Below are 26,205 nucleotides of genomic sequence, written 5' to 3' on the forward strand. Positions count from 1 at the left end.
GTCCTCCTTTCAATTAAAGTTAATAATTTTATTTTATAACAAATTATGGACTTTTAAAAGTATATTTGACAACAAAATCCTTTTCACCCCGATTAATTGCTTTTTACATGGTATCCCAATGGCGACAGTACTTCCACAGATGCACATTTTACAATGCCCAGCAACGATGTTAATGCTTTTCATGTGACAGTACCCAAGGCCCAAACGGAGGATATAATTGCATATTTATTTCGTAATCCGTGGAAATGACGGACCACAATCAGCTCGTAATTTGGATGAAGCGAACGTACCGGAAAGGCATAATTAGCCGGGAAACCTTCATCTCCCGGCCAGTTTTTAAATATCTTCACTACCGTAGTCTATACGGCTGCCCCGCTCCATTTTCCGCATCTGTCACCCCAGCATGCAACCGGGTTGTTGTCCATTATTATCTGAACTATTTCACAACCGTTTGAACAGCCGTCACACTCACGGCTTTTTGCGGTATAATCTCCCATGAGTCTGTCAAAGCCCGCAAACCCCGTTTTTTCATAACTGCTTCCCAGCCCTTCATGTGCAAGTATGGCAACACCATATGCTCCCATAACATCGTGATTTTGCGGAATAACAATTTTTGTACCCAATGCCATTTCAAAGGCCTGAATAATTCCGATATTTGCAGCAACACCGCCCTGAAATACCACCGGGCCTTCAAGCTTTTTCCCTTTTCCCAGATTTGCAAGGTAATTTCTTGCAAGTGCATCACACAAGCCTCTTACAATGTCTTCACGTGAATAACCCATTTGCTGCTTATGTATCATATCACTTTCAGCAAATACGGCACATCTGCCGGCTATTCTCACAGGATTTTCAGACCTTATGGCGTATGACCCGAAATCTTCAATGGATATTCCTAATCTGGCTGCCTGTCTGTCAAGAAATGAACCTGTTCCGGCAGCACAAACTGTATTCATTGCAAAATCATGTACTACATTATTTTTTAGCAATATAATTTTTGAGTCCTGGCCGCCTATCTCAATAATTGTCCTCACATCAGGAATTTCTTTCTGGGCTGCCACCGCATGAGCGGTTATTTCATTTTTTACTACATCGGCACCCACTATAGCTGCGGCCAGCTGTCTTCCGCTGCCTGTTGTCCCTACTCCGGCTATCTCAATACTTTGACCTAATCTCCCGTACATATCCTTCAGGCCTGTCCTGATGGATTCTATAGGCTGTCCGTCTGTTCTCATATAGAGCTTTTCAATCAAATTATTGTTTTCATCAATCAAAGTTATATTTGTGCTTACGGAACCTACATCAATTCCCATAAAGCATTTTACTCTGCTCATTCAAATGTTCGTCCCTTCTCTTTTTAAGTAAATCAATAAATGCCTCAACTCTTGTTGCAAATCCTGCTTCTCCGGTCATTTCATCCCTTATTACCGTCATAATGGGTATACCGTAATCTTCCTCGATTCTGGGCAGGATTGCCTGAGATACTATCTCCGGCATACAACCCAAAGGATAAAGGTGAATTACCCCGTCATAACCGTGCAGTGCATTCAAAACACTGTTTCCAACCGTGTGCTGGGCATGTCCTCCAACCATATGAGGCATATATTTTTTTGCAGCTTCCTCATGTTTACTGTCTTTTAGAAATGGCAATCTTTTTTTAACCATTTCATTTATAATCCATCCGCTTACGGTCACAGGCCTTGTAACCATTACTCCCATTTCGCCCAGCATTTTTTCAACACTGAAATTTGCATAAGGCTCAATTGTGGTAAATATCTCACCAACAATTCCTACCCTGAGAGGTTTTAAGTCCATGTTGACATCTACCTGATTTAATGCAATCTCTATATCTTTTATAAGCTTTTCTATTTGTTCAGAACCTTTTACGTTGAGAATATCCCTTTGAAAGCCTTGATAAATCTTGTCAACGCTTCCTCTCACCCTCTGCACCGCACGCTTTTCCCTTGCAAGATGCTCCAGACTATCCAGCCTGACAGCAATATTTTTGGCGGAATTAATAACTCTGGCTATATTTAATACATTTGATGTCCCGCTTACCCTTCGGATACGTGATGCCAGCTCTTTCAATCCCTGATCTGGTACCTCCAACGTAATTAAATCCATATTTATACCAATATCTTGCGCCTGTTTTTTCAGCATCTCCCCGAAGTAGCCCAGCCTGCATGGCCCGCAGCCTCCTGTAATAAGCATGGTGTCTGCTCCCATTTCATAAGCCTGAACCATATTTCCCACAAAAAGCTTAAAAGGTAGACAATGGGCTTCTGCACAGTATTTAAGGCCTACTTCCAGAGTTTTGTCACTATTTAATGGAGGAACCACATATTCTGCCCCGAAATCATCCAGAAAGGATTTAGCAATTATATAAGTGTTTCCCAGATGTGGAAATGTAAAAATCATTATCACGCCTCCTTACAATCATATCGATAAATGCTTCAAGTCTGGTTAAAAATCCGGCTTCTGCAGAATGTTCGTCCAGTACCAGCTTCATAAACGGTATATCGCTTTCCTTCCTTATTTTATTTTCAACAAGCTCGTCTACAAAGCTGTCTACGCCGCAGCCAAAAGATGTAAGTGCCAGAATACCGTCTATTCTGCCGCTCTTAATCAACTGTACGGCACCTCCGTATGCCCTTGTGCCGTAATCCCAGAAGAACTGCTTATCCAATTCCTTACAGCTGTCCTTTGATACCAGATAATCCAGCATATCAAGTGTCACCACATCTGCACCGTATTTATTCAATTTTTTCGTAAGTTCCATATTGAGGAATGTATCATAAACAGTGTAGCTGTGACCTATTATTGCAATAGTCAATTTATTCTTTTCCGGAGTTGCACCAAACTCGGTATCTGCAAATTTCAAGGCTCTTCTTTTGCTTTTATACTCATTTAGAGCTTCCTTGTAAGCACTGCTTATTTTCTTCCTGTCCCCCGTCAAAAACTCTCCGGTGTAAAGGGCCGCATGCCATGAATTTTTGGGAGATTCCCTTAAGTTTATTTCAGTATCGATTATTTTCGGAAGTTCTTTAACTGAATTACGTATCATGTCGGTTACTCCGCAAACTTCCGGACATATATATTGCTTCTTGGCAACACTTGTGAACCTTGGCATAAATATATAATCAACTTTACCTATCAATTCCATTACGTGACCAAAATATGCCTTAATAGGAATACATGCTTCTGAAACACATGTATTTGAACCATTTGTAAGTATTTTTTTGTTGGTAGTATCAGAAACTATTACATCTGCATCGAGATTTCTAAAAAAGGCTTCCCATAGTGTAGAATATTTGTAATAATATAATCCTTTTGGTATACCCACTCTTTTCATAAAAAAACCACCTCAATACAATTATTGACGTGGTTTAAATCTGTTATACAGGGATTATTTTTTCTTCCCGTTATAATATTTTATGTTATCTTGCATTTGAATACGCCCATTTTTCAATGGCTTTACCAACGGAATTACCTATCTTAACCTGATTATCATAATCTGACAGCCACTCATACTCGGCAGGATTGGACATAAATCCTCCCTCAATAAGAATTGCAGGTGATTGGGTAACAGTACACACTGAAAGACTCTGCCATCTGTAGCCATCATCCTTTCTTTTGAGGTCAGTGACCAACTGGTCTTTGATATATCCTGCTGCTGCCTTTGAGCTGTCTTTAGAATACAGTACCAGCAACCCTGTGTGCTGTGTATAGTCAGCGGTTACATCCATTGAGTTATTATGGATTGAAACTGCAATATCAGGCTTTTCCTTCCTTATAAGATTAGCTCTGTCATTAAGGCTGACGGTCTTGTCCGTAGTCCTTGTCATAATAACCGTTGCACCAAGTGATTGAAGATATTTCCGGGCATTTAAGGTTATTGCCAGATTTACCTGCTTTTCATATAGTCCGTATTTACCCATTGGCCCCGTGGCACCTGATTCTGAACCTCCATGTCCTGCATCAAGTACTACTTTTAATCCAGTCAACGGCTTCGACCCGCTCCCGGAAATCTTGGGTGCATTTTTAAGGGAAAATACAAGTGAGCCATTTTTATATTCTGCATAATAACCAAAATAATTGTTTGCTGATTTCAACTCAAAGGTATACTGTGCTCCACCGGAAACAGCCTTGTACTTGACTGCAGAAAAAGGTGCACCGGATGGTATCGATTTACTAACGTTCACACCTGATGTATTGTAGAGTGTCAATTTAAGGTTATTAGTACCAGCCTCCACACCAAACACCGTATTGACAGGCATTTTAAAGCTAATATCAGTATAGTTGCCGTTCGAATTTAAGGATATTGCTGAAATTTTGTTGGTTGCAAGTGCCTTATCATTTACAACTTTTACATTGCTTGCAGCTGTCCACACTCCGCTCTTTAACAGGTAAAAACTGTTCTGCTGGCCTACAATGTAGTCTGTCCCACCGTTTATCAAAGGTGTTATTCTTGAATAATCCGTTGAAGGCCCGGAACGTGCCACAGCTTCTGCATCATTTGTACTAACAACAGCATATTTATAGTATTTTGACGATTGTACACTTATTGTGTTGCTTTGCAGTGAGGTAATTTTTGCACCTTTGTATTCCATTACAAAAGCAGGCTTTCCAAGACTTTTAATACGCTCCTTACCTGAAACCTGCGGCATTGTAAAGGTTCCTGAATATTTAGCAGGTGTAAGTGTTCCTTTGTTTGCGTCAACAGTGGCTGTCTGTTTCAACTCGGCCTTGTAGCCTCCGATTTCAACCCAAACCTTGGAACCCGCAGGAGCCTGACAGGAAAATGTAATCTTTTGGCCTGTCTGCATAGTCATACTCTGGGTAGGAGAAAAATAACCGTTTCTGAACTCAACCTTTGACATCTTATAAGGAATTGAGGTTGTTTTCGCATTGCGTGTTATCTTTAATACTGTTTCCTTACCTTTATGTGTGAATATAAGTTTGTTTTCTCCAACTTTCAAATCAGTATATACGGTAAAGTAACCGTTATCTGAAACCTCTATTTTATTGCCGTTAAGATATATAGGTTGTTTAGGGTCGCCGCCCCCTAAAACACTTATCTTGGTAGCTGAAGTCTTATAACCGTTAGAAGGAGAAGCTATAAACAGCTGTCTGTCCTCAGGTACGGCACTGCCGGGGTCTCTACCTGATACAAATATTCCTCTGAGCTTGTCCTTTATACCAAGTGTATTGTCTCTCAGCTTGGAGTATCCATAGAAAATGCTTCCGTCTACAGCATTGCTTTTCCTGTTATATGCAATTTGCTTTGGAATTTGCTGAGGGTCAAGCCAGTCATTTGACTGTGTTGTGTCATTTATTTTATATGCGGCATGACCAACATATAGCTTAACTTTTGTACCGCTACACACGTCTTTCCACCAGTTTACCAAGACAGAATAATCTGCAACTTTGAATCCCATATTCCAATAAATCTGAGGTGCTATGTAATCAATATATGCTTCTCTTACCCACTTTTTAGAATCTGCAAAGTGATCATAATATGTTGATATACCGCCTTGTGTACTTGAGCCTTCTATGTTTCTGTCCTTATTAGACCATATTGCAAAAGGGCTTATACCGAACTGAACCGTTTGCTTTATATTTTTTACAGTATCATAGGTACTTTTAACAAGTGTGTTTATGTTATTACGTCTCCAGTCGTCCTTGTTTTTAAAACTACCCTTATATTTTTCATAAGAAGCCGAGTCGTTAAAATCAACACCCTTACTTTCTGATTTTGAAGGATAAAAATAATCGTCAAAATGTATACCGTCAACATCATAATTCTTGACAATTTCGGCTACCCCGTCAGTTATCAGTTTTATAGCAGCGGGATTCCCCGGATCAAGATACAGCTGTCCCGTAGGAGCCGCAACAACTGCTTCAGGTATTTTTCTGGCAGGATGAGCAGCAGAAAGTACATTTACGTCTTTGTCAGGTTTAGCCGCTGTTCCCATTGAAAGTCTGAGAGGATTAATCCACGCATGAACCTGTATGCCTTCTTTATGTGCCTGTTGAATTATGTATGCCAAAGGGTCAAAACCATTATCGTTTTCTTTCCCCTGTTTTCCCGTCAAGTATTTTGACCATGGAAAAATTGAAGATTTATAAAGAGCGTCTCCCGTAGGCCTTACCTGAAAGAAAATAGCATTAAGTCCCATGTATTTGGTATCGCTTACTATTTCATCCAGTTCTTTTTTCTGCTTTTCGGCACTGATACCCGGCTTTGAAGGAAAATCTATATTGGACACTGATGCAATCCATACTCCCCTTAAATCCTCATTTTTAGATATCGTCTGTGCATTTGAGACATTTCCTTCGTAATTTTTATCTGCAAACAGCCTGTATCCGGCGATTGGCAGAATCGTTAGAAATACCAGCAAAATACATACTGCCCCGATTTTTTTATTCATTTTAACCCCCAAAAACCCCCATAGTTTAGAAATAACCAAAAATAAAACAATATTCTATATATTTCTTATAATAAATATAAAGCATTTATAGTAATATTAACAACAAATGTACCAAAATTTAATATTTTTTTAATACTTAAAAAAATATTGTAATTATCTTACACTCAATTTAACGGCCTTTTTGGGACATATTTCCTCACACTTTCCGCACAAAATACATTCCACATTGTCGATTCTTTTTTTATCACTTTTTACGATTTCGCTGACTTGTATACTCATAGGACAATTGGCGTCACACTTTTTACAATTTACACATGCCGATGAATCAGTTTTCACATGTAACGAAGGATATCCCAGTTTGCTTTTAATTTTGCTCCCCAATATCATAAACGGTGCCATCCAGCAGATGGAATGACAAAAGGATCTTTTTCCAAAACTCAAGGAAATTACAGCAATGAGAATTACTACAAACATATATATTATGCATCCCTGAAGGCTTGATGCTGAAACACCATAATCTGTCAAAAATACAGGATTGAATTCCTTTATTCCCCCGGCTGATATAAAACCCGCTATTACAGCGGTAAGCCATGGCACCCATATAAAGTATTTAATTAAATTCTGCTTTCTACTGGCAGCTTTGTTATTAATATGTACACAACAATCCTGTACAGCTCCGGCAGGACATATCCAACCACAGTAGGCTCTCCCAAAAAATAACGAAAAAAGAAACAATGTTAAAAAAAATGCTGCACTTCCCGAAACAATGCCGGCAAAGCTTCCCTGTACAATAAGATAAGGAGAGAGGTAGTTCAATGTTACCGGAAAAAGAAGCATGGAAAAAAGTAATAATGTATTTCTGATTTTGTGACGTTTCATTTTTAACACCCCTTGTCATTGTTTTGATTTATATAAATTTTTAATAATTTTTCAGCTTCATCCGCCCACTGAATATATGCTTTGTATATAAATTCTCCGAACAAGACTGTTAAAAAGTAGTATAAATGATCTTCCTCCTCCTCAATAACCTTTTCCAGATTCGACTTGTACATCTGAATCATTTTCAGATCATTAATATAACGTTCTTTGAAATTCTCAATTCTTTCAACATTCTCCCCGTAAGAAACCATATTCCCAAAGAAAAGTTTCAAAAGTATCTCATATTTTGTGTATTCCTTTGTTCCCGGTACATTAAGCCAATGTTTCAAAGCATCCCTTCCTTTTTCAGTAATAGAATAAACACTCTTTTCAGGGCCCTTTGAGTTTTCTCCTGTACGTTTTGTTACCATCCCACCTTTTTCAAGCTGTCTAAGAGTGGGATACAACTGACCGTACCCAACCTCCCAAAATCTGCTTATCATATAATCAATTTTTTTCTTTAAGTCATACCCGCTGGAATCTTCGTGATTTAATAACCCCAGTATTATAAATGAGGTTGTATTTTCCTTCGCCATAATATCCTCCATCTGTATCAACATGATATAGTTAAATTATATCATGTTGATACAGATATAACAAGGAAAACTATTAAATCCCGAATAAAAAAAAAAGCCGATTTGATTATTTGCTTTAGCAAAAAATCAAATCGGCTTTACTTACTTTTAATTTTATTTAACTATTATGCTTTACCGTCGCAACCAAGAACGTTAACTAACTTGTTCTTTACAAGACCCTTTATAGCCTCTCTAGCTGGCTTTAAATATTGTCTTGGGTCGAAGTGGTCAGGATGCTCAGCAAAGTACTTTCTGATTGAACCAGTCATAGCAAGTCTCAAGTCAGAATCGATATTGATCTTACAAACTGCCATCTTAGCAGCCTGACGGAGCATATCTTCAGGAATACCTATTGCATCAGGCATTTTTCCTCCGTTGCCGTTTATCATTTCAACAAACTCAGGAATAACTGATGATGCACCGTGGAGAACTATTGGGAAGTTAGGAAGTCTCTTTGAAACTTCTTCCAATATATCAAACCTTAACTGTGGCTTTGTTCCTGGCTTGAATTTGTAAGCGCCATGGCTGGTACCAATTGCTATTGCCAATGAATCAACACCGGTCTTTGTAACGAATTCTTCAACTTCAGCAGGGTTTGTAAATGCTGCGTCAGCATCTGATACGTTAACTGCATCTTCGATACCTGCAAGTCTACCAAGTTCAGCTTCAACAACAACTCCTCTTGCATGAGCGTACTCAACAACCTGCTTTGTAAGTGCTATGTTATCTTCAAATGAATGGTGTGAACCGTCTATCATAACGGAAGTGAATCCGCCGTCGATACATGATTTACAAAGTTCAAAACTATCACCGTGGTCAAGGTGGAGACAGATTGGCAAACCTGTTTCAATAATTGCAGCCTCAACTAATTTCATAAGATAAGTATGGTTTGCATACTTTCTTGCTCCGGCAGATACTTGAAGAATAAGAGGAGCATTTACTTCTTTTGCTGCTTCAGTTATTCCTTGTACAATTTCCATGTTATTAACATTGAAAGCTCCTATTGCATAGCCGCCTTCATACGCTTTTTTAAACATTTCGGCAGAAGTTACTAATGGCATATTTATGCACTCCTTTATAAGAATAATTTTACCTTTATATTATATATTGTTTATCCAATTATTATCAGAAAACAATAAGGTAATTCTAAAATTAACCAACATAAAAACTCACCGTTATTATTTTATGCAATATTATCTTTAAAATCAAGGGATATTTTGATATTTATTTGACAAACCTAGGTAATGTATAATTGCATTTTCCAACTTGTTATGCTATATTTTAATTTGATTGCGGATTGTAATATCAGTCCTTTTGAAGAAAGGTCTGGTAAGAGCAACGTATATATTAATACTTAATATAAATATCAGGAGGTATATAAAATGACTGTTTTAAAAGGCGCCGCTATTTTCGGACAATCAGGTGGACCAACATCAGTAATTAATGCCAGTGCTTGCGGAGTATTTCAGGAAGCATTAAAGCAAGATGCAATAACAGCTGTATATGGTGCAGCTCACGGTATCAAAGGTATTCTTGATGAAAAATTCTATGACATGAGCAAAGAAGATGCTTATGAACTTGACTTATTAAAGACTACTCCTTCTTCAGCTCTAGGTTCTGTTCGTTACAAGCTTAAATCAGTAGACGAAGACGAAACAGATTACAAGAGACTTGTTGAAGTTTTCAAGAAATATGATATCAGATATTTCTTCTATAATGGTGGAAATGATTCAATGGATACTTGCAACAAGGTTAGCAAGTACATGCAGAAGGTTGGCTATGAGTGCAGAGTAATGGGTGTTCCAAAGACTATAGACAATGACCTTTTCGGAACTGACCACTGCCCTGGATATTCAAGTGCAGCTAAGTACATCGCTACATCAACTATGGAAGTTTACCACGATGCAAGAGTTTACAATACAGGTATGATTACAATACTTGAAGTTATGGGAAGAAACGCAGGATGGCTGACAGCTGCAACTGCTCTCGCTGCTTACAAGGGTGCAGGTCCTGACTTGATATACCTCCCTGAAATTGATTTCGACATGGATCAGTTCCTTGCTGACTGTACTAGAATTTACAAGGAAAACGGAAACTGTATCGTTGCTGTTTCAGAAGGTATTAAGGACAAAAACGGTAAATACATTTCAGAATACGGCTCAAACCTTACTGATCAGAAAGACTCCTTCGGTCATGCACAGTTAGGCGGGCTTGCTGCTACTCTGGCTGCAATTGTTAAGGAAAAGACAGGAGCAAAGGTTCGTGGAATCGAATTCAGCCTTCTCCAAAGATGTGCTGCTCACTGCGGTTCTGCAAGCGACGTAAACGAATCCTACATGTCAGGTCAAATGGCAGTAAGATATGCTGTTGAAGGTATGACTGACAAGATGGTTGGCTTCAAGAGAGCTGAAGGAAGCGAATACAAATGTGAAATTCAGTTGCTTGATTTGAACGATGTTGCAAATACTGAAAAGAAGATTCCTAGAGAATGGATTAACGAAGCTGGAAATGGCTTAAAGCAAGAGTTTATTGACTACGCTTTACCATTAATTCAGGGTGAATCCACTCCTCCTAAGGAAGACGGTCTTCCTAGATTTGCAAAACTTAAAAAAGTTCTTGCAACTAAATAATATAACTTACAATCATGACCACCCGTAAAACGGGTGGTTTGTGTTAGCCCTATAAGGGCTTGTTACCGGCCAGCGCCTAAAGACGCTGGCTTTCACTTTACGTTAATTTTACCCGCTATCCCTTACTTTCCGGAGTTTGGGATTTATTTTTTTGTGTTAGAAAAGTGGCTGCACACTAATACGTGCGACAGCTCCGTAAACATACTTGGAATATTTCCAAATGAGTGAACATTTTGTATAATATAACCTGTATCTACTAAGTTCGTGAGAGCGAGGCAAAATGAAAAGGAATCTGGCATTCAACAAAACAATTCTATCGGTGATCATACTAAATGTTGCTCAGGTAGCAATATTAATCGGAATAATGGTGTTCCAGTATTTAAGGGACGCGTCCGTTTTTATCACTTTTAACAGTGAAACCATTTCATATATAACAATTGTTTTGATATCCTTTCTCAATACTTTTATCAATATAAAAGATATCCACCGTCTGGGCCAGATCAACTCCAAAAATGATATTCTTGTGCAAACACTGTCCCAGCTTGAGGAACTCAACAAAACCCTGAGAGCCCAGAGACACGACTTCATGAACCATCTGCAGGTAGTCTACGGACTTATTGAGCTGGAAGAATTCAATGACACTAAAGACTATATTGACAAGGTTTATAATGACATTCAAAAGGTAAGCCGTGTGATGCGAACATCCAATCCTGCTTTTAACGCCCTGTTACAGGCAAAAGTTCTTGCCGGAGAAAAAAGAGGAATTGAAACCAGACTAAACATAAACTCCAGATTTGATAAAATCAAGATTCCTACCTGGGAATTTTGCAGAGTCATAGGTAACATTATAGATAATGCCATTTATGTACTTCAAAACACCCACGGAAACAAATATATAGAAATTAATCTCCATGAAGACATTAAAAACTACTATTTCACTATCAAAGACAATGGTCCGGGAATCCCCCGGGACATTATAGATAAAATATTTGAAGCTGGTTTCACAACAAAAGACACTAAAGGTGAAGGTATGGGGCTGGCTATTACAAAGGAAATCCTCCTTAATTACGGCGGAAGCATAAATGTACGGGTTGACAACGGTGAAACCATATTCGAAGGGCAGATACCAAAATAAACTTTTGATGAAGCAAACCGACATTTGTGACTATTTAATGTACTTTACGGCAATTACCCGTTACTTAAAATAATTAAAACAATATAATATTCCCAAAAGCATAAATTAATATGCACGAAAGGGGGCAGTCTAATGTGGAAATATTGGATTTCATTGTACAAATAAGTTTTATTCAGGGGCTTATTCTGATAATCGGGGTTATCCTTGTAATAGTAGAGATGTTTCATCCGGGGTTTGGTGCTCCGGGAATCACAGGTGCTATTCTTATAATCATAGGAATTATTTTTATAGCATCAACCTTCCAGCAGGCTTTGATTCTGATAGTACTTGTACTGGCAATTCTGGGAATTGCACTTAGTATTATACTTCATTCGGCTACCAAAGGAAAATTGTCAAGGTCGCCGCTTATACTAAAGCACTCGCAGCAAAAATCAACCGGGTATATAGGTATGGAGGATCTGGAATTTTTTCTTGGTAAAGAAGGCATCAGCTACACTGTTTTAAGGCCTTCCGGAGTAGTGGATTTTGATGGTGTGAAAATTGATGTAGTATCTGAGGGTTCATTTATTCCCCAAGGCAAAAAGGTAAAGGTAATAAAAGTTGTCGGTAGGAGTATAGTAGTTCGTGAAGTTTAATTTAACATTATAATTTTGATCAAACAAAAAGGAGAGATTGTTATGAATTTAACAGGTTTTGTTATTATATTGTGCGCACTGGCATTGTTCTTTGCTTTGTTTTTTAGCCTGGTGCCCGTGGGTTTATGGATATCGGCTTTGGCTGCAAATGTAAAGGTTAGTATCTTCAACCTTATTGGTATGAAACTTAGAAGGGTTAAGCCCTACATGATAGTACTGCCTCTTATAAAAGCAGTCAAAGGCGGCATAGATCTAAATGTAAACCAACTGGAAGCACATTACCTCGCAGGAGGAAATGTAGATGTTGTTGTTGATGCTCTTATAGCTGCTCACAGGGCAAACATGAATCTTCCCTTTGAAAGGGCTGCAGCTATTGATCTGGCAGGTCGAAATGTACTGGAAGCAGTTAAGATGAGTGTAAACCCAAAGGTTATCGAGACACCTAATGTTTCAGCGGTTGCAAAAGACGGAATTGAACTTCTGGCAAAGGCAAGGGTAACAGTCAGGGCCAATCTTGACAGGCTCATAGGCGGTGCCGGCGAAACTACTGTTCTGGCCAGAGTCGGTGAAGGTATTGTAACAACTGTAGGCAGCTCTTTTTCGCACAAAGAGGTGCTTGAAAATCCTGATAAAATATCCCAAACAGTTCTGTCAAAGGGACTTGATGCAGGAACCGCCTTTGAAATTCTTTCAATCGATATCGCTGACGTTGATGTAGGCAGAAACATTGGTGCCCAGTTGCAAACTCTTCAGGCGGAAGCCGATAAGAACATTGCACAGGCGAAGGCTGAGGAAAGAAGAGCAATGGCTGTGGCGAAAGAACAGGAAATGAAGGCGGCGGTTCAGGAGATGAGGGCAAAGGTTGTGGAGGCCGAGGCTCTTGTACCGGATGCTATGGCTACAGCGCTCCGTGAAGGAAAAATCGGTGTAATGGATTACTACAATCTCCAGAATATAATAGCTGATACACAGATGAGAGATACTATTTCAAAGACGGGTAAACCTGAAGTTCCTGAAAATATCGATATAAAATCATAGGATACCGGGTAACTGGTATCAAAAGGAGTGAAGTGAAAATGGAACCAATTTTCAAACTAACAAATCCAAATCAGGGAATTCCTGTGAAAGCCAGCGGCTCAACGGCCGTTGGTACACCTATGGCTGGTGAGCCTGATAATAGTAATCCAACCGGGGTTCCTGATAACCTCCAAAACGGAACTTCACCAGACAGTTCTTTAGTATCAGGTAATACTGAAAAGCCTGAACCCCGGGGCACGCCCAGGCCTTCTGAAACTATTATAAAATCGGACGCACCAAAAAAATCCAGCAAAGAAGTGGGTCTGAAAATTGACTTCAGTGATAACGGCCTGGTGCAGGGATTCATCATGTCGGAAATACTTGCTCGTCCAAAAGCAATGAAACGGAGAGGAAATACCCTATGGAACTCAAGGTTCTGATTATTGATGATGATGAAGGAATGAGACTTGTTCTGAAAAAGATAATAGAAAAAACCGAGGGATTTGAGTTGGTTGGCGAGGCTGAAAGCGGAGAGACAGGCTTGGGCCTCGTTGAAACCCTCTCCCCTAACATTGTTTTTTTGGATATTGAAATGCCCGGCATGGGAGGCATTGAGTGTGCCAAAAGAATTACAGATATTGCACCCAAAACCTTTATTATTTTTGCTACTGCCCATGAGAACTACATGCCGGAAGCTTTTGAGGTATACGCATCAGACTATCTTATCAAGCCCTTTAAAATTGACAGGATACTGACTACCCTTCAACACATAAAGGAGATATTTATCAACAAGGAGTCTGTAGTAGTTCACACCTCTCAAATAACCAAGGACAGTCTTTCAAAGCTTATAATAAAGAGCAAGGAAGGCATCAGCTTCATAGACTGCAAGGATATAATATTTATTGAGCGTGAAAACCGATATACACTAATTCATACCTTGACTGAAAACGTGACTACCTCGGAAGGCTTAAGCGAAATAGAGGAACGGCTGGACAAGGCACTCTTTTTCAGAAGCCACAAGTCATATATCATAAATCTTTCAATGATATATAAAATCTATCCCTACGGGCGCTGGACCTATACTGTCAAGTTCAAAGGCACGGAAAAGGACGCTCTTCTCACACATGACAGGTATGAGCAGCTTGAGAAGCTTTTTGACGTGTAGGTCGTTTTCGGCGATTCTTATTATGGAAAGGATGGTAAAGAATCCAAATACTTTTGTAGTGCATCAAAGTATCTGCCCATATGAATTCCATCTACAAATGCATGGTGTGCCTGAACGGAAAAAGGTATTAGCACTCTTCCGCTCTCCTCAAAGTATTTGCCCCAAGACAGCCGAGGTACAGCGTCATCACTTTTGAGCGAAATTGTATGTGTCAAAGAGGTAAAAGCTACCCATGGAATACATGTTATGTAAACCAGATCATCTCTTACCTCTTCTTCCGTTACAATAAATTCTTTTTGGCTAACCGCTTTCTCTTTCGCCTTTTCTGTAAAAATCCCAATATCATTCTCCATATCAACATTAACTATCTTAAACAACTCGGAATCATCCATCAAGTCTGTAAATGATGGGTGTATGGTACTGTGCCTAATAACCTCGTTGCCTCTGATTCGATATTTGAATTCATCTATCTGATTTAACACGTTGGTAGCTGCGAAAATCATACCATAGTAAAAAGAGATATGTTTTTCCTTGATTTTTTTTAAAAAATTGGTTATATCTATATTGGCACATATGGAATACTGAGGATAATCCATTTGTCTGAAAAAATTAAAATGTGCTGTCCTCTCCCATTTATTTAAATCAATAATTTCCACGAGCAACGCCTCCTTGTATTCTTTCTTTTATTAAATATGCAGCCTGCTTTGCAGAAATATCACTGACATCAATTTTATCTGTATCAAGGCCATAATATCCGGCTATCCGGTCAATGCTCCTCTGAACCACATCGGCTGATCTGACTCCCTCAGAAATGTCTTTATCCAACCTTTCCCTTAATGCTGTCTCATGAGAAACCAAAGAAAACATTTTGACCAAACAATCAGATATGTTCAACCTGGTTAAAACATCGTCTATAATATTTTGCGTATGCATAACCCAACAAAAGATAATATTTTTATACTCAGAACATTTAATAAAGTTGTTCAAAAGATAGGTGATATTGTCAAGCACCATTGCTTTGGTTTCATCTGTGACTACAAACTGTCGCATATCCCAGCACCAGTCTCCATCTAAAAAGACATTGTTGGGTAGTATTTTTTGAAGTTCCCTGCATGTAGTTGTTTTGCCCACACCCATGGTACCATTTATTATAATTAGATTTTTCATTTCCTCAACTCCCCAGATCTGTCAGTGCGACAGTCCCCTTTTGATTATCGCCATTCTTCCCTCAGTATACCATAACTTACAGAATCATAATGCTTGTTATCTACAATCCGGGCCTTACGGTAAACAGCCTCCCTTTTCATACCCAGTTTTTCAGCCAGCTTTATCATCCGTTCGTTTCCTGACCATGTAGATACTCCAATCCTAACTAGTTCGTGTCTTTGGTCAAATATTTCGTTAATCCACATTTTCAGCGCTTTATAACCAATTCCATGTCCCCAGTACTTTTCATTGAAAATAACAATTCCAACCTCCATCCAAAGTGTTTCTTTTGATTTCCAATACCAGTTTACTTTCCCAATCAATTCATCAGTATTCTTATCTGCTATTATTTTTTGATTTGTAAGTACATTTTTATGTCCATTTAATAGAAGAACCCTCATCTCATCTATTTCTTTGATCAATTCTTCCTCATTGCTTTTCTCAAAATACGGACCATTGAACTTGTGAAATTCACTAGAAGGATGGTTCCAGTACAGATAATCTTCCAAATCCTTTAGCTCCAACTCTCGCAGGATTATTTCAAGAAAATTTTGAGTACTGCTTTTTTCGCACATTCGCACAGTGTCACTGTCTATGATCTCCCTTAGGGCTTTTATATCTTCATTGAATTCTGCATAATCTGACCCATAGTTTAAATTGAATTCATAGTCAAACCCAACCGGATTCAGGCCTTGATTGTGCTGTATAATTGTTTCCATCTTATCTAATGCCTTTACAAGCTTTGCTTCCTGAGATCCAGCTTCACTGTATTCTTTCCATAGAGAAAAAACCCGTTTACGCTGCTTGTCAGGAAGAGTGTTTGTCAGTGTTATCAACGCCCGTTCTTCCCTGTTCAGCTTCCCTTCAGGATTGGTCTCGGACTTTGCCGACACATCCCCTTCATAAATTTCACCACAATCATGAACAAGACATATTCCTAGAATTTTTGCCATATTCATATATGGAAAATATTCCGCTAAGAGCAGTGAAAACACTGCTAACCTCCATGAATGCTCCGCCACACTCTCCTGCTTTCCCTCGGATGTCCATGCGGTACGAGTTACATTCTTTAGTTTCTCTATTTCTTTAATAAAATCAATAACCCTAGTATAATCGTTCATTTTCCCTACCCGTAAAATAACTTCTATTTTTTAAAACCGACTCAATTTTTACATATTTTCCCATGTATAACTATACACAAACATGTGTTCTTTGTCAAGGTTCGAATCGGCAATTCACCTCTTGACATATCCGAAAAATATTCTATACTAAAGTTATAAACCATTTTAACAGAACAAACTGTCATACAACTGGCGGACGTGGAGATTACCACAGGGAGTATGACTTTAATAGCCGGCCGCCTGGGCATCATAACTGCCCAGGCGGTATTTATTTTGTTGTTTCCAAAAACATACAAATAAAGTGTTTCCTGGGGAGAAATTTTTCCGAGGGGGTACTAAAAATGAATCTAAGCATTTCTGATTTCAAACCGGGTAAATGGCAGAATTCTATTGACGTACAGGACTTTATCCAGACAAACTACACTCCGTATGATGGTACTGAAAGCTTTCTTTGCAGTGCCAGTTCAAAAACGAAACAACTCTGGGAAACTTGTAAAAGTCTTTTGGTTGAAGAACATTTAAACGGCGGAATTCTTGATATCGACACAGAAACCGTAGCAAGTATAACAAGTCACAAACCCGGCTTTATTGAAGAGAAATACGAAGTAATAAAGGGGCTTCAGACAGATGCTCCACTGAAAAGAGCCTTTCTTGCCAAAACCGGCTACAGAATGGCTAAACAGGCCTGCCAACAGTTTGACACTGCACCTTCACCCGACATTGATAAAATTTTCAATAAAAGCATAAAAACACATAATGATGGTGTTTTCAGCGCATACACCGAAGAAATGCGCAAGGCCAGAAGATGCGGAGTTATAACCGGTCTTCCCGATGCATATGGCAGAGGCCGTATTATAGGCGATTACAGAAGGGTTGCCCTTTACGGCACGGATTTTTTAATAAATCAAAAGCAAAAAGACCTGGACAGTCTCAGAGGCACTATGACTGATGGCGTTATAAGGCTTAGAGAAGAACTTCACGACCAGATTGCCGCACTTAACGATTTGAGCGTTCTTGGAAGTTCTTATGGCTTTAACCTGAAGCGCCCTGCACAAAATGCCTTTGAAGCTGTTCAGTGGACATATCTGGCATTTTTAGGTGCCTTAAAGGAAACCAACGGAGCTGCAAATTCTTTAGGCAGGCTCAATGTATTTTTTGATATATTCATTGAACGTGATATAAATAACGGTACCATGACAGAAGCAGATGCGCAGGAGCTGATTGACCAGTTTGTAATAAAGCTGAGGTTTATAAGACACTTGCGTACCAAAGAGTACAATGAACTTTTTGCAGGAGACCCGGTTTGGTTGACGGAATCCCTTGGCGGAATCAGCAGTGACGGAAGGCATATGGTTTCCAAAACCTCTTACAGATTCCTTCAAACCTTAAAAAATCTGGGTTCTGCACCTGAACCAAACCTTACGATTCTATGGTCTGTAAAATTACCTGAAAATTTCAAAACGTTTTGTACCCAAATGTCTATTTCTACAAGTGCGATTCAGTATGAAAACGATGATCTTATGCAGCCACAGTATGGTGACGATTATGGTATTTCCTGCTGTGTATCCGCTATGCGTCTTGGAAAGGATATGCAATTTTTTGGTGCAAGATGCAATCTTGCAAAACTGCTTTTATTATCCTTAAACGGAGGCCGTGACGAGATAAGTGGTGATCAGGTTGCACCTGAAATAAAGCCATATGAAGGCGAATACCTTCAATATGAGAAGGTTATGAAGAACTTTCTGGAGCTTCAGGGTTGGCTGACAGGTTTATATGTTAATACCATGAACATTATACATTATATGCACGATAAATACGCTTACGAGCGTCTCATGATGGCTCTTCACGACACAGACGTCAACAGACTTATGGCCTTCGGCATATCCGGACTATCAGTGCTTGTAGACTCTTTGAGTGCCATTAAGCATACTTGTGTCAGGGTAATAAGAGACGAACGTGGTATTATTACAGACTTTGAGCTAGAAGGAAGTTATCCTCAATACGGAAACAATGACGATAGAGCCGACAGTATTGCAAAAGAGGTTGTTACAAGCTTCTACGACAGTCTGAAAACTCATCCCACCTACCGCAATGCAAGGCATACTTTGTCAATCCTAACCATAACATCAAACGTTGTATACGGTAAAAAAACAGGCTCTACTCCTGACGGTCGTAAAAAAGGAGAACCTTTTGCCCCCGGTGCGAACCCAATGCACAACAGAGATAAGTCAGGAATCCTTGCAATGATGAATTCAGTGGCGAAGATACCTTATAGTGTGTGCAATGACGGAATTTCCCTTACTCTATCAGTTATTCCTAATGCTTTAGGGAAGGAAATGAATACTAAAATTTCAAATCTTTCTGCCCTGATTGACGGTTATGTTATGAGTGGCGGCCATCATATAAATGTCAATGTACTTGATAAAGAAACTCTGGAAAACGCCATGAAGGAACCTATGAAATACAATCAGCTTACAGTTCGTGTGTCGGGTTACGCAGTACATTTTATAAAGCTAACCAAGGCACAGCAGTTGGAAGTAATCTCAAGGACATTTCATAAAGCTATGTAATTTATAAAATGGAAAAGCCTTATGAAGAAAAGCCATAAGTCTGGTTTTTCTTCATAAGGCTTAGTTTTACTTCAACTAAATCTATTTTTGATTTCTCTTGAGATTCTTCTTCTTAGTTACAGAATACCCAAAATAACCCAAGGAGTTTCCTCCAAGGGGGTAATACTCACCATGTGAATAACAAATTAATTCCGCTTTCTTTAAATCCAGTTTGCCCTTTTCATCCAACAGTGATTCTTCAACATTTGTAGCTACGACTTCAGCCAAAAACAATACATGTGAACCCAGCTCTATGGACTGTTTTACTACACACTCAAGATTCAAAGGACATTCCTTTATAAGTGGAACCTGTACTTTTGAAGCAGTTTCAGCCGTCAAACCCATTGCCTCAAATTTATCAATATCTCTGCCTGACTTAACGCCACAGTAATCAGTTGCAAAAGTCAGCTTTTTTGTGGGAAGATTAATTACAAATTCACCTTTTTCTTTTATAAGTTCATAGGAATACCGTTCTTTTCTTACTGAGATTGAGACCATTGGAGGGTCAGAATTGATTGTCCCCGTCCAGGCAATAGTAATTATATTGGGCTTCCCTTCATTATCCGTACATGATACCATTACAACCGGTACAGGATTTAACATTGTTGATGGTTTCCAAACTTGTTTAGCCAAAATCGCAGCCTCCTTTAAGTCTATAATATTTCTTTTTTAGAATGTCAATACCAATATACTATGAATCACTTTTTTATTTTGATACCCGTTTAGAAATTACCTGTTTGAGTTTAAATAGCCTAAAATAAAAATTGCTGATGAATTCCAATAGGTAGCAACCTCATTAGTTGAAAAAGAATTTACATCATCTATATAACACTCCGCAGGAGATTTACCTGAGAGTTTGCTTTTTGCTACGTCATCCTCCAAAGCCGAATCCGGCCCTCCTACCATAAATCCGGGAACAGGTTTTAATGAAAGGTCAGCCGCCGATGGTCTGTGATGCGGCTTATTAACCTGATTTGAACCAAATCCGGTTATATAGCTCTGGTTAAGTGTATTTCTACCCAGTAGATAATGTGTACAATCTTCGGCTGTCCGGGTATATTTTTCATCTGTTTTAAGTCTATCGGCTATAAGCAGGTGCATTGCATGTGTTGCAACGTTCATGTTACTTCCCCAGTTATACTCCATTTTATGCATTGCAACCAGATATCCGTCTTTTTGACCCGTAGATGCAAACATATCAGCTTTGGCAAGCCAGGACTTTTTGATTTCATCAGCTTTTTCCTGATCGGTTCCAGATACATCCGAAAACATATATGCAATTGCTGCAAATCCGCTTACATTCTGCCATCCAAGTCCAAAGCCTTCAACTTGATAATTGTCTACAAAATATTCGTTGTACTTCTCAACTCCTGTGGCTCTGAAAAGTTCTGCAGCTGCCCAGGCCTTCTCATCCTTCCCCGAGCTGTCGCCATACTCGCCTGATGCCACATCTGAAGGATTCTTGAAACCGACGAAATCCTTGTTTTTTTCAAGCCATTCCCAGGCTTTTCGGGAGGCCTGCAAACAGTTTTGGGCAAATACAGGATCTATAGTCATATATATTCTTGAAGCCATTGCCGTAACTGCTGCAAAATCAGCAGTAGCATTAGTAGATATCGGCATTACAAGCTGATCGTCAACATCCTTGTCAGGCATCGTTGTCATTTCGGGAAATCCCCTTGAAGTGACCTTATGATATACTCCACCTGACTCGCTGTCTTGCATTTTGAGAAGCCACTGTATTCCGTATTTTGCTTCGTCAAGTACGTCCGGTATATTATTGCCGCTTTCGGGAATACGCGTTGTGTCAGTAAAGGCTTGTGGGTAAATTTCATATGCCAAAAGTAAACCTGCAGCTGTCACAGATGCGGGTACAACATATCTTCCGTAATCACCTGCATCATGCCAGCCTCCGCTTACGTCAATCTCTTTGGTCTCATCGTTGTACAATTTGGCTAATGCTTTGTGACAATCGGCATGACTGTATTCGCCTGCAAATTCGGTCGTCAAAGCTGTTCCGCACCGTTGATAATACAGTGCTTTTTGCATAGCGTCACCAATCTTTGTATATATATTATCATCAATTAAAAAGTCATACGATTTACCTAATCCGGATATTGAGATAAAGTACTTACCGGGTACTGTAATTTTACTAAAGTCTGCATAGCAAACAGTATCCCCACTGGATTCATCCTTTGGATTCCCAGTCAAATCTCCTGTTAAAACTGCCACTCCTGTTTTACTATCAACCACCTGAAACTTTTTATATTGTCCCTTAATAACAGCTATTTTTTTTGCAAGTAGCTTATAACCCAGCTGATCTACATGGATTTCATCACTTAATTCATTTTCAGTTATTAAATTCTTTGACACATTCGCAGCTACTGGCGTAGTTTCTTCTGAAACATCGCTGCTTACAGGCTTGGAAGCACAGGAACTCATGGTAAAAATAAAACTGCCCGTCAGAGTAAGGCTTATAATTGTATTTTTCCAACTCATTAGTAAACACTCTTTCCAATAAATAATTGTAAAACAATATCTATTATATATTATTCGGGAAGAGAATGTATTAATTTTTTATTAATTAGGCTTAAGTAAGCACAACACTAGTTATGTTTTGTCTGCGTGAACACAATATTTTTATATTTCTTTGCGGTATTTTCCAGTGAAGCAGATGAATCTTCCAACAAGTATTTGCTAAAAAATGTCAAAGTAAAATCATTTATTATTCTATGTACATCATGTGGATTATAGCCAATAGCTATTACTGGAGTAAAAAGACTTAAATCAGTATAGCTAAGATGTTGCGTGTTATTTATTAAGAGAGAATAACCTTCGTTAGCAATAGCATTATTTCTTTTTATATACATTTTTGCAAAATAGTCTTCGTATTTCTTACGTAAATCAGCCTTTATTCCACCTTTGTCCAGAGTAGTATAATCACCTTTATAAGTGTTCATAGTCATTTCAGCGTCCATAATCATAAACGGCTTTCCTAACCCCTTTTCAGAAATGGGTGAACCCACAAAAGCACCATCCATATTTATACCGGCTTTAACTCTTGAATCACGCATAACAATTTGTCCTGCTGTTGCACCTCCATAGGAGTGCCCGAACATACCTATTTTGTCCAAATCAATCTTTCCGGTAAAAATATTAAGAGGATCTTTTTTATTAATCTCTTCTATTTTATCAAGTACAAACTGTACATCTTTTACCCATATTTCATTATGACCATCCATTTTTTCAAAGTCTTCAGTGATCATTTTTTTATTATCACCGTTATATAGAGCAACTCTTCCGTTTGAAAACACTGTAGCCGCTGCATCGTAAGTATGGTCAATTCCAACAACAATATAACCATGACTTGCTAATTCTTCCACTTCAAATGTGTTTATATTTCTAGTAGCCCCAAAGCCGTGGGAAAATATCAAAAGTGGATATTTCTGTTGTTTAACGGAAAGCTTGGCACTTAAATATGAGTTACTTTTTACATATTTTAAGTGGCTAAATAGTAAAGATGGTAAACCAGTTTGCTTCTCAAACCCTTTCGCTACCTCCAGAAGCTCTTTTATATATGGTGCCCTTTTCATATTTTCAGTTTTTTCAGCAGGATACCATACCTGTACCATTAGCTCCCTTTTATCACCCGGGTCTTTTGTTGCTGCTTCTAAACGGTTTTCATCAGTCCAATCATATGTAACTGTTCCTACTTGGTATGGTCCAGTTGGTTTTTCAAGAGAAAAAACAGGCAATAGTGCTGGAAGTACAACAGCTATTAATAGGTATAGAAATGAAAATATTGACGCAAGAACAATTTTCCAGGTTTTTCTGGGCTTTTTACCTTTACGAAAGAAAATCAATACATTTAACAGAAGGCAGATGTATGCCGGCAACATTTGAATTCGGTAGCCTTCTGCAATTATTTGTATAATTGTTATTACAAATGAAATCCCAAATAAAATACTAGGTATTCTCTTGCTATTCTTTCTATTAAATAACAGCCATCCTAGCGTAAAAAAGTTACTAATAATAAGTACTATTTCAAATAACCTCAATTTTTGATCCTCCTGTAAAAAGGCAGAGTAATTAAACTCTACCTGATGTATGCATTATGTTCAAAAAACTAATTCCTTTTTGGTTCCTGCAATTTCCACATTATTATATTTAAGGGCTGCATTCTCCAAAGAAGCAGTTGAATCCTCCATAAGATATTTATTAAAGAAAGTAAGTGTAAAATCAATTATTACTCTATGTACTTTTTTCGGTTTATGTAATAAGGCCATCAACGGAGTATAAAGATATATATCGCTATAGCTTAAATGAGTCGTTTTTTTAATAATAAGGGAATAAGCTCCTCCAGCCATAGCTTTTTTCCTTCTTCTTTCGTACTCTGCATACAGTGCCAGATATTCCTTAAGTTTTTCACCCTTTATTCCGAACATTTTTAACTTCTTTTCTAATTTCACTAAATCCGTACTCATCATATACTGCTCCGAAAGCATTAATAAAAACGGCTTTTCAAGCCCTGTCTCCGGAATATCGGAACCATAAAAAGTACCATCCATGTTAATGCCTGCTTTTACTCTGGAGTCCTTCAAAAGCAGTTGAGCTGCTGTCGCTCCTCCAAAGGAATGTCCGAACACGCCAATCTTCTCCATATCAAACCTGCCTGAAAAAAGGTTATCATTATCCTTATTATTAATCTCTTCAAGTTTATCCAAAACAAATTCAACGTCCCTTACCCACGTATCGTTATTCTTATCACCAAACTCCAAAGAAAAATCGTTGCTGTTTACATCAGTACTTATTGTAGACTCTGCAACCCTGCCGTCTGAAAAAACAGTTGCTGCTGCATAGTACGGATGGTCAACTGCAACTACTATATAACCATGGCTTGCCAGTTCCTCTGACTGAAATGTATTTTGATTTCTAAACCCCGTCATGCTATGTGAAAATATCAATACTGGATACTTTTCACTTTTACTTAATACTTGTGCATTGATAAATGAATTAGTTTGCACATCTTTTAGTCTTCTTAACAGAAAAGGTTTTATAAAAAATACTTTTCAAGGCCCCTAATAATTTCCGTCGTATCTTTTAAATATGGTGCTTTTTTAAGTTCTCTGTATTTTCATTTTCTGCCGGGTACCATACCTGTACCATTAGTTCCCGTTTGGAATCACCTCCATTGCATTTCTCCTCCAGGCGTGACGTATCTGTCCAATCATACGTAGTGGTACCAACCTTATACGGTCCTGTGGGTTCTTGAAGCTCGAATAATGGCATTAGCAGAGAAAATGGGGCCTCTACCACGAATTTAATAGTTGAAAATATACTCATTTATACTTATCACCCTTCTAAATTCAATAAACTGGAATTATTTTACTATTAATTATAGTATTACTTTGTATAGTAAATCCATGGTAAAATTGTATTAAATAAGTAAATAATATAGGTGAAAGTGAATAAACCTCTTGTTAGTCTACTGCAAACCTAAGAAATTCACACTCCCACTCATAAAAGGAAGAAGAATCAGTCTTATTTTCATTAATCCTCTTTTTCAGTTCTTGTATTTCTCGTTTATCAAGGAGTTTGAACACACTTTCATATTCCCCTTCAAAGAAACATTCATTGAGAACCTCCGATAAATCATCCAGACTTTTTACACTCTGCGAAACCATTGCAATTTTATCATCTAAAAACCTGCAATCCTTGATTTCATCAATCAATACTCTTAAATCTTCGTCTTCCATTTTATTACCATCAATATATCCCGATATTAAGTTTTCATCTTCCTTTTCATATAGTGTTATAAAAACTTTGTCCAGCTTCCCCAGATTTATATTATGTTTAACTCTTGATATAATATTTTTTAAAGTTATTTTGAAATATTCAATAGTATACTGTGATTCCACTTCCATAAACGACAATACTTCATAAAAAGCTCGCTCCATTTTTTGTACAAGTACCGATTCATCGGCCTTTTTAAGTTGCATTAACAGCCATTCTCTGTCTTCCTCACTTATATCAAGTCTGTCAAGCTTATAACCTAGTATGCTTCTACCAAGTAAATTTGTAAGTACCAACTCAAATACATTTAGCAGGTCTTCTCTGAAATATTTGCTATAACCCCTCATGAGGCATTCAATACTATGTGAATCATAATGCGAACAGAAACCATTTTCCATATCAAGGTGGGTCAAATATTCATGGATATACTCTATACCTTTTAAATCCATCTCGTCATAGGAAAGAGGATAATCCAAACTACCGTTTATTTCGTGTGCAGAAAACCTGTAATCATACCAATCAAAGAATTCCTTCAGTCCAATGAAAACAGTATCGTTGTATGCCAAATTACTGATTTTCGGACCTTCTGTCTTTATTTTTATCCATAGTCTTTTTGCATCCTCAAAATAATATCTGATTAGTTCATTTCCTTTTTTAAACAATTCCTCAATACCCTCGTGTTCAAGCAATTCTGAGGCAATAACAACATTGTCCTGACACTTCAATGCCACACTTATAGAGAAACAAATTGATTTGAGCAGACTTTCAGCACTCTCAGCTGTTACGGAACTACTCTCTCCTAAAGTATACTTTTCTATTTGCTTGGAAAGCAGACCTAGCAACCCCACTTGAATTTTCTTTACCTGAGCGGAACCGATTATACCCTCTTTTGCTGCACCCTGTAAAAGAGACTGAAAGTACTCGCTCCTCACAGTTTGTATATGCTCATATCTCTGTAATGCATCCATAATAA

At 38.3% G+C, this 26,205-nt stretch carries 23 protein-coding genes and 1 riboswitch; of the genes, 7 read left to right on the forward strand and 16 right to left on the reverse strand.

Annotated elements, in window-relative coordinates:
- Nucleotides 1-359 precede the first annotated feature (359 nt).
- From L323_RS30945 to fba, 7 genes are all read right to left on the reverse strand, one after another.
- Complete coding sequence (locus L323_RS30945; RefSeq protein WP_020815540.1) at nucleotides 360-1,331, reverse strand: acyl-CoA dehydratase activase; 972 nt, start codon at nucleotides 1,329-1,331, stop codon at nucleotides 360-362.
- Nucleotides 1,300-2,415, reverse strand: coding sequence for a CoA enzyme activase (locus tag L323_RS30950; protein ID WP_020815541.1), 1,116 nt, complete (start codon nucleotides 2,413-2,415; stop codon nucleotides 1,300-1,302). Before L323_RS30950 ends, L323_RS30945 begins: the two co-directional genes overlap by 32 nt.
- The gene (locus L323_RS30955) at nucleotides 2,369-3,349 is read right to left on the reverse strand and encodes an acyl-CoA dehydratase activase-related protein (protein WP_020815542.1); all 981 of its coding nucleotides are present in this window, start codon (nucleotides 3,347-3,349) and stop codon (nucleotides 2,369-2,371) included. The genes L323_RS30950 and L323_RS30955 overlap by 47 nt, the downstream gene beginning before the upstream one ends.
- An 85-nt stretch (nucleotides 3,350-3,434) precedes the next feature.
- On the reverse strand, nucleotides 3,435-6,428 hold the full coding sequence (locus L323_RS30960) for a family 10 glycosylhydrolase (protein WP_020815543.1): 2,994 nt from the start codon (nucleotides 6,426-6,428) through the stop codon (nucleotides 3,435-3,437).
- 153 nt (nucleotides 6,429-6,581) lie between these two features.
- Complete coding sequence (locus L323_RS30965; protein WP_020815544.1) at nucleotides 6,582-7,307, reverse strand: 4Fe-4S binding protein; 726 nt, start codon at nucleotides 7,305-7,307, stop codon at nucleotides 6,582-6,584.
- Nucleotides 7,308-7,309: 2 nt separating this feature from the next.
- A complete protein-coding gene (locus L323_RS30970) occupies nucleotides 7,310-7,882 on the reverse strand; it encodes a PadR family transcriptional regulator (protein ID WP_020815545.1) in 573 nt (190 codons plus the stop codon).
- Nucleotides 7,883-8,046: 164 nt separating this feature from the next.
- Entirely contained in the window at nucleotides 8,047-8,982 is a 936-nt protein-coding gene (gene fba / locus L323_RS30975; protein WP_020815546.1) for a class II fructose-1,6-bisphosphate aldolase, read from the reverse strand.
- Between the two features lie 321 nt (nucleotides 8,983-9,303).
- Between fba and L323_RS30980 the strand changes: the two genes are divergently transcribed.
- From L323_RS30980 to L323_RS31005, 6 genes are all read left to right on the forward strand, one after another.
- Nucleotides 9,304-10,551 (forward strand): 6-phosphofructokinase, encoded by a 1,248-nt coding sequence (locus L323_RS30980; RefSeq protein WP_020815547.1) that lies wholly within the window; start codon nucleotides 9,304-9,306, stop codon nucleotides 10,549-10,551.
- 280 nt (nucleotides 10,552-10,831) lie between these two features.
- A complete protein-coding gene (locus tag L323_RS30985; protein ID WP_020815548.1) occupies nucleotides 10,832-11,686 on the forward strand; it encodes a sensor histidine kinase in 855 nt (284 codons plus the stop codon).
- Between the two features lie 134 nt (nucleotides 11,687-11,820).
- Nucleotides 11,821-12,321 carry an NfeD family protein gene (locus tag L323_RS30990; protein ID WP_020815549.1) on the forward strand — a complete coding sequence of 167 codons (501 nt, stop codon included), beginning with the start codon at nucleotides 11,821-11,823 and terminating at the stop codon, nucleotides 12,319-12,321.
- Nucleotides 12,322-12,363: 42 nt separating this feature from the next.
- Nucleotides 12,364-13,359, forward strand: coding sequence for a flotillin-like protein FloA (floA, locus tag L323_RS30995; protein WP_020815550.1), 996 nt, complete (start codon nucleotides 12,364-12,366; stop codon nucleotides 13,357-13,359).
- Between the two features lie 38 nt (nucleotides 13,360-13,397).
- Entirely contained in the window at nucleotides 13,398-13,778 is a 381-nt protein-coding gene (locus L323_RS31000; protein WP_020815551.1) for a hypothetical protein, read from the forward strand.
- On the forward strand, nucleotides 13,760-14,503 hold the full coding sequence (locus tag L323_RS31005; RefSeq protein WP_020815552.1) for a LytR/AlgR family response regulator transcription factor: 744 nt from the start codon (nucleotides 13,760-13,762) through the stop codon (nucleotides 14,501-14,503). Before L323_RS31000 ends, L323_RS31005 begins: the two co-directional genes overlap by 19 nt.
- A gap of 20 nt (nucleotides 14,504-14,523) precedes the next feature.
- Here the strand turns inward: L323_RS31005 and L323_RS31010 are convergent, their stop codons facing one another.
- The 3 genes from L323_RS31010 to L323_RS31020 are packed head-to-tail and all read right to left on the reverse strand — an operon-like array spanning nucleotide 14,524 to nucleotide 16,830.
- Nucleotides 14,524-15,159: a chloramphenicol acetyltransferase gene (locus L323_RS31010; RefSeq protein ID WP_020815553.1), complete on the reverse strand. Its 636-nt coding sequence runs from the start codon at nucleotides 15,157-15,159 to the stop codon at nucleotides 14,524-14,526.
- Entirely contained in the window at nucleotides 15,146-15,670 is a 525-nt protein-coding gene (locus L323_RS31015) for an AAA family ATPase (RefSeq protein WP_020815554.1), read from the reverse strand. Before L323_RS31015 ends, L323_RS31010 begins: the two co-directional genes overlap by 14 nt.
- 44 nt (nucleotides 15,671-15,714) lie before the next feature.
- Complete coding sequence (locus tag L323_RS31020; RefSeq protein ID WP_020815555.1) at nucleotides 15,715-16,830, reverse strand: GNAT family N-acetyltransferase; 1,116 nt, start codon at nucleotides 16,828-16,830, stop codon at nucleotides 15,715-15,717.
- A gap of 175 nt (nucleotides 16,831-17,005) precedes the next feature.
- Nucleotides 17,006-17,083: riboswitch (ZMP/ZTP riboswitch) on the forward strand.
- A gap of 88 nt (nucleotides 17,084-17,171) precedes the next feature.
- On the opposite strand from L323_RS31020, the gene pflB reads away from it, so the two are divergent.
- Nucleotides 17,172-19,400, forward strand: coding sequence for a formate C-acetyltransferase (gene pflB, locus L323_RS31025; protein ID WP_020815556.1), 2,229 nt, complete (start codon nucleotides 17,172-17,174; stop codon nucleotides 19,398-19,400).
- Nucleotides 19,401-19,481: 81 nt separating this feature from the next.
- On the opposite strand, the gene L323_RS31030 is transcribed toward pflB, so the two are convergent.
- The 6 genes from L323_RS31030 to L323_RS0120715 all read right to left on the reverse strand — a co-directional run bounded on the left by L323_RS31030 (nucleotide 19,482) and on the right by L323_RS0120715 (nucleotide 26,200).
- Nucleotides 19,482-20,072 carry a flavin reductase family protein gene (locus tag L323_RS31030; protein WP_020815557.1) on the reverse strand — a complete coding sequence of 197 codons (591 nt, stop codon included), beginning with the start codon at nucleotides 20,070-20,072 and terminating at the stop codon, nucleotides 19,482-19,484.
- A 96-nt stretch (nucleotides 20,073-20,168) separates the two neighbouring features.
- Complete coding sequence (locus tag L323_RS31035) at nucleotides 20,169-21,938, reverse strand: glycoside hydrolase family 9 protein (RefSeq protein ID WP_020815558.1); 1,770 nt, start codon at nucleotides 21,936-21,938, stop codon at nucleotides 20,169-20,171.
- Nucleotides 21,939-22,045: 107 nt separating this feature from the next.
- Entirely contained in the window at nucleotides 22,046-23,497 is a 1,452-nt protein-coding gene (locus tag L323_RS31040) for an alpha/beta hydrolase family protein (protein ID WP_020815559.1), read from the reverse strand.
- A gap of 60 nt (nucleotides 23,498-23,557) precedes the next feature.
- A complete protein-coding gene (locus tag L323_RS31045; protein WP_051153526.1) occupies nucleotides 23,558-24,463 on the reverse strand; it encodes an alpha/beta hydrolase family protein in 906 nt (301 codons plus the stop codon).
- Nucleotides 24,464-24,539: 76 nt separating this feature from the next.
- Complete coding sequence (locus tag L323_RS40575; protein WP_051153527.1) at nucleotides 24,540-24,782, reverse strand: hypothetical protein; 243 nt, start codon at nucleotides 24,780-24,782, stop codon at nucleotides 24,540-24,542.
- A gap of 137 nt (nucleotides 24,783-24,919) precedes the next feature.
- Nucleotides 24,920-26,200: a DUF6179 domain-containing protein gene (locus L323_RS0120715; protein WP_031342040.1), complete on the reverse strand. Its 1,281-nt coding sequence runs from the start codon at nucleotides 26,198-26,200 to the stop codon at nucleotides 24,920-24,922.
- Between the last annotated feature and the right edge of the window lie 5 nt (nucleotides 26,201-26,205).

Origin of the sequence: Ruminiclostridium papyrosolvens C7 (genome assembly GCF_000421965.1) — a bacterium.
Lineage (GTDB): Bacteria > Bacillota > Clostridia > Acetivibrionales > DSM-1351 > Ruminiclostridium > Ruminiclostridium papyrosolvens_A.

Coding starts and splice junctions, on each gene's coding strand:
- L323_RS0120715 (WP_031342040.1), bottom strand. CDS start 26,200: ATGGATGCATTACAGAGATATGAGCATATACAAACTGTGAGGAGCGAG.
- L323_RS30970 (WP_020815545.1), bottom strand. CDS start 7,882: ATGGCGAAGGAAAATACAACCTCATTTATAATACTGGGGTTATTAAAT.
- L323_RS31000 (WP_020815551.1), top strand. CDS start 13,398: ATGGAACCAATTTTCAAACTAACAAATCCAAATCAGGGAATTCCTGTG.
- L323_RS30985 (WP_020815548.1), top strand. CDS start 10,832: ATGAAAAGGAATCTGGCATTCAACAAAACAATTCTATCGGTGATCATA.
- L323_RS31005 (WP_020815552.1), top strand. CDS start 13,760: ATGGAACTCAAGGTTCTGATTATTGATGATGATGAAGGAATGAGACTT.
- L323_RS31035 (WP_020815558.1), bottom strand. CDS start 21,938: ATGAGTTGGAAAAATACAATTATAAGCCTTACTCTGACGGGCAGTTTT.
- L323_RS40575 (WP_051153527.1), bottom strand. CDS start 24,782: ATGAGTATATTTTCAACTATTAAATTCGTGGTAGAGGCCCCATTTTCT.
- floA (WP_020815550.1), top strand. CDS start 12,364: ATGAATTTAACAGGTTTTGTTATTATATTGTGCGCACTGGCATTGTTC.
- L323_RS30965 (WP_020815544.1), bottom strand. CDS start 7,307: ATGAAACGTCACAAAATCAGAAATACATTATTACTTTTTTCCATGCTT.
- L323_RS30955 (WP_020815542.1), bottom strand. CDS start 3,349: ATGAAAAGAGTGGGTATACCAAAAGGATTATATTATTACAAATATTCT.
- L323_RS31015 (WP_020815554.1), bottom strand. CDS start 15,670: ATGAAAAATCTAATTATAATAAATGGTACCATGGGTGTGGGCAAAACA.
- L323_RS30960 (WP_020815543.1), bottom strand. CDS start 6,428: ATGAATAAAAAAATCGGGGCAGTATGTATTTTGCTGGTATTTCTAACG.
- L323_RS30980 (WP_020815547.1), top strand. CDS start 9,304: ATGACTGTTTTAAAAGGCGCCGCTATTTTCGGACAATCAGGTGGACCA.
- fba (WP_020815546.1), bottom strand. CDS start 8,982: ATGCCATTAGTAACTTCTGCCGAAATGTTTAAAAAAGCGTATGAAGGC.
- pflB (WP_020815556.1), top strand. CDS start 17,172: ATGAATCTAAGCATTTCTGATTTCAAACCGGGTAAATGGCAGAATTCT.
- L323_RS31020 (WP_020815555.1), bottom strand. CDS start 16,830: ATGAACGATTATACTAGGGTTATTGATTTTATTAAAGAAATAGAGAAA.
- L323_RS30945 (WP_020815540.1), bottom strand. CDS start 1,331: ATGAGCAGAGTAAAATGCTTTATGGGAATTGATGTAGGTTCCGTAAGC.
- L323_RS30950 (WP_020815541.1), bottom strand. CDS start 2,415: ATGATTTTTACATTTCCACATCTGGGAAACACTTATATAATTGCTAAA.